The organism is Bacillus sp. JJ1503 (assembly GCF_036965125.1).
In the GTDB taxonomy this organism is placed as follows: Bacteria; Bacillota; Bacilli; order Bacillales; family Cytobacillaceae; genus Cytobacillus.
In genome coordinates this window covers 1-4,491 of the sequence record NZ_JBALOZ010000009.1, presented here as the reverse complement: position 1 = coordinate 4,491, position 4,491 = coordinate 1, and the positions used below count along the sequence as shown (strand labels likewise).

At 40.1% G+C, this 4,491-nt stretch carries 3 protein-coding genes; all 3 read left to right on the top strand.

What is annotated here, in order from left to right:
* On the top strand, nucleotides 1-1,767 hold a 1,767-nt coding region (locus tag V7149_RS01070), incomplete at its 5' end, for a DNA translocase FtsK (RefSeq protein WP_335343831.1).
* Nucleotides 1,768-1,859: 92 nt separating this feature from the next.
* Complete coding sequence (locus tag V7149_RS01065) at nucleotides 1,860-2,957, top strand: nicotinate phosphoribosyltransferase (protein WP_335343830.1); 1,098 nt, start codon at nucleotides 1,860-1,862, stop codon at nucleotides 2,955-2,957.
* Nucleotides 2,958-3,239: 282 nt separating this feature from the next.
* The coding region (murC, locus tag V7149_RS01060) for a UDP-N-acetylmuramate--L-alanine ligase (RefSeq protein ID WP_335343829.1) at nucleotides 3,240-4,491 on the top strand (1,252 nt) is incomplete at its 3' end.

Here is a 4,491-nt window from a genome sequence, read left to right as displayed (position 1 = left end):
GCTGATGAAACTGAAGAGCAGCCAGCAGCTGAGGAAACGGCAGAGCAACTAGCACCTGATGAAACGGAAGAACAGCCAGCACCTGATGAAACAGAAGAGCCACCAGTAGCTGCGGAAAAGGAAGAGCCACCAGCACCTGAGGAAAAAGAAGTCCAACCATCAGCGAGAAAGCATATCCCATTCAATGTTATTATGCTCAAGAATGATAAGCAAAAGCTCATTAATCAATTAAAGCCATATACAGCTCCAAAGGCGGAGGAAGTTGTTCTTCATGCAGAGAAAGAAATCGTCTCTGCCATTCAGGAGGCCGCACCAGCTGCAGAAATAGAAGAGGAGCTTGCCTATTATCAATTCCCAGCCAAAAGCCTGCTTTTGTCGCCAGTCCATAAGGAGGAATCTTCAGATTGGTTTATTGAACAGGAGGAGCTGTTAAACTCAACCTTAAAAAACTTCAATGTTCACGCTCATGTCGTTAATGTTACCCAAGGTCCTTCTGTTACTAGGTTTGAAGTGCAGCCTGAACCAGGTGTAAAGGTAAACAAAATTACAAATTTATCTGATGATATAAAGTTAAGCCTTGCAGCAAGGGATATCCGGATTGAAGCACCCATCCCGGGCAAGCATACAATTGGAATTGAAGTCCCAAACAAGAAGAGCAGACCTGTATTTATAAGCGAAATTATTAATAGTCCAGTGTTTCAGGACAGTAGTTCTCCATTAACAGCCGTTCTCGGACTGGACATAGCGGGCAATCCCATTGTCACAGATTTGCGTAAAATGCCGCATGGCCTAATTGCAGGGGCAACCGGGTCAGGAAAAAGTGTCTGCATTAATACGATTCTAGTCAGTCTTTTGTATAAAGCTACACCTGATGAGCTTAAGCTCATATTAATCGATCCGAAAATGGTCGAGCTCGCTCCATATAATCGCATTCCACATCTTGTGAGCCCAGTTATTACGGATGTCAAGGCGGCTACTGCAGCATTAAAATGGGCAGTGGAGGAAATGGAACGCCGATATGAGCTATTTGCACATACAGGTGTAAGGGATATAAGCCGCTTTAATGAGCTCGCTGAAGAGCATAAGCGATATTCAGATAAGCTCCCATACATGGTGATTATTATTGACGAGCTCGCTGATTTAATGATGATGTCTCCTGCGGATGTCGAGGAAGCGATCTGCCGGATTGCTCAGAAGGCAAGGGCCTGTGGAATTCATTTAATTATTGCTACACAAAGACCATCTGTTGATGTTATTACTGGGCTAATAAAAGCAAATGTTCCAACGAGAGTTGCTTTCTCTGTTTCCTCGCAAATTGACTCGCGAACGATTATTGATATTAGCGGAGCTGAAAAGCTGCTTGGACGTGGAGATATGCTCTTCTTAGAAAACGGGTCATCTAAACCTATTCGTCTCCAAGGCACGTATGTTTCTGATCAGGAAATTGATGATGTCGTTGCACATGTTAGAAGGGAACGCGATCCGGAATATTTATTTGAACAGGAAGAACTGCTGAAAAAGGCACAGATCACTGAGGAAGAAGACGAGTTGTTTTATGAAGCATGTGAATTTGTAATAGATCAAGGTGCTGCATCGACCTCCAGTCTGCAAAGAAGATTCAAAGTGGGCTATAATCGTGCTGCACGCCTAATCGACATGATGGAGAAACAGGGATTTATTTCGGAGACACGCGGAAGTAAGCCGAGAGAGGTTCTGATTACAGCCGAAGAGCTTGAATCACTTTTAGACTCTAGTACAATAAATTAATCCATGGTATTCTTTACTTGCATGTTAAAAATAATAATAATAAATATTATCTACAACCTAAGGATTACGAACGGTATGTGAGGAGCTTACGGATGAAGGAAATAGAACTTAAGGTAAAAGGGGAAATAAAACGTTTAACAAACCAGACTTTTAAATTTGATGAACGGATTAGAGATGGCTGGTTTTCTGCGGTGTACTTTTTAAAGACTAGAGAGATTGTGAATAAATATCATAAAGATATTATTGTAACGATGCAATTTTTTCAAAAAGAACATGCTGTTTTGTGTGGAACAGATGAAGTTATAGCACTTCTTAAAACATTTGCTGATAATCCAGACGAACTCGAAATATATTCATTAAAGGATGGCGACAAAATTGCGCCATTTGAAACAGTATTAACGATTACAGGGAAATATCAAAGCTTTGGATATTTAGAAGGAGTGATTGATGGGATACTCTCCCGTCGAACGTCAGTCGCTTCGCACGTGTATAATGTTGTTAAGGCAGCAAGTGTATCAGGAACTCAAAAGCCAGTGATCTTCATGGGCGACCGTGATGATCACTATACAACACAAGCTGGGGATGGCTATGCAGCTTATATTGGAGGATCTACTGCTCAAGCAACCCATGCCATGAATGAATGGTGGGGCAAACAAGGAATGGGCACGATGCCCCATGCTCTTATTCAGATGTTTAATGGAGATCTCGTTGCTGCAACAAAGGCATACCAGGAAACATTCCCGGAAGATGAGCTAGTATCTCTAGTCGATTATAACAATGACGCCATTACAGACTCCTTAAAGGTAGCAAGAGTCTTTGGTAAAGACCTGAAGGGTGTCCGAATTGATACTTCCCGCACGATGATTGATCAGTATTTCTTGAGAAATCAGCATGTATTAGGAACCTTTGATCCGCGAGGGGTGAATGCAGAATTAATTTTTGCGCTCAGAAAAGCACTAGATGATGAAGGTTTCGATCATGTGAAAATTGTCGTTAGCGGCGGCTTTAACGAGTCCCGAATTCTGGAATTTGAAGAGCAAGGTGTTCCAGTAGACATGTATGGGGTAGGAAGCAGCTTATTAAAGATTAATATTGGCTTTACAGGTGATAATGTTTTAATTAATGGAAAGCATGCGGCTAAGGCCGGAAGACGCTACCGTCCAAACCCGCGCCTAGAAAAGGTTGAATAGAAAAGAGTTGAAAAGCTCCATGACCATTGATGGCACATGGAGCTTATCAATGAAATACATTTACAGTTTTCTGGCTGGGATTTCATTACATAGTTTTTGAAAATAAATAGTGATATAATGTTTGAATATGATGAAATATAACGTAAAAAGAGATTTAAAAGCGAAGGTTTAATCACACATTTTAAATTTTTTGACTAAACATGTCCTAAATTAGGATATGCGCAAAACTAGATGAATGTCATATACTGTTTTACAGATATACGATGGTTGGAGGTTCTTTATATGACTATTTACCATTTCGTAGGTATTAAGGGGTCCGGAATGAGTGCCTTGGCGCAAGTGCTGCATGATATGAATTTTGAAGTACAAGGCTCAGACTATGAAAAACGCTTTTTTACACAACTGGCCCTCGAGCAATCTGGAATAAAGATCCTTCCCTTTCAAAAGGAAAATATAAAACCTGGAATGACCATTATTGCTGGAAATGCCTTCCCGGATACGCATGAAGAAATCGAAGAAGCAATGAATCTTGGACTACCTGTTGTACGTTACCACCGGTTTCTTGGTGATTTTATGAAGGATTTTACAAGTGTTGCCGTTACAGGCGCTCATGGGAAAACTTCTACTACAGGCTTGCTTGCACACGTCATGAAAGGTGCAAAACCAACTTCATTCCTTATTGGCGATGGAACGGGAAACGGGGATGAGAATGCTGAGTACTTTGTTTTCGAAGCTTGTGAATATAGAAGGCATTTCTTATCATACTTCCCTGATTATGCCATCATGACGAATATTGATTTTGATCACCCTGATTACTTTGCTAATATTGAGGATGTATTTTCTGCATTCCAGGAAATGGCATGGCAAGTGAATAAGGGGATTTTCGCATGTGGTGATGACGAACAATTGCAGCGAATTCAAGCAAAGGTACCTGTCTTATTTTATGGATTTGGTGAAGAAAATGATTTTCAAGCACGGAATATTGTCAAATCAACAGAAGGAACAACCTTTGATGTATTTGTTAGAAATACATTTTATGAAACCTTCTCTATTCCGACGTTTGGAGACCATAATATCTTAAATTCATTGGCAGTTATTGCGTTATGCCATTATGAGGAAATGGATTCTGAAATTGTTCAAAACTACCTTAAAACCTTTAGCGGGGTTAAAAGAAGATTTACAGAAAAAAAGATTGGTTCACANNAAATTAAAGCGACTGTTGATGCTGCGCGTCAAAAGTATCCTAATCGTGAAATCATTTGTGTTTTTCAGCCGCATACTTTTACGAGAACCCAGGCATTTCTAGAGGATTTTGCCGAAAGCCTGAATTTGGCTGACAAGGTTTATTTATGTGAAATCTTTGGTTCCGCAAGAGAAAACCACGGAAAATTATCAATTGAGGATTTGAAGGAAAAAATCCCTGGTGCCAACCTATTAATAGAAGAAAATACAGCTATTTTAAAAACACATGAAAATAGCGTACTTATTTTTATGGGTGCTGGAGATATTCAAAAGTTTAAAGAAGCTTACGAAA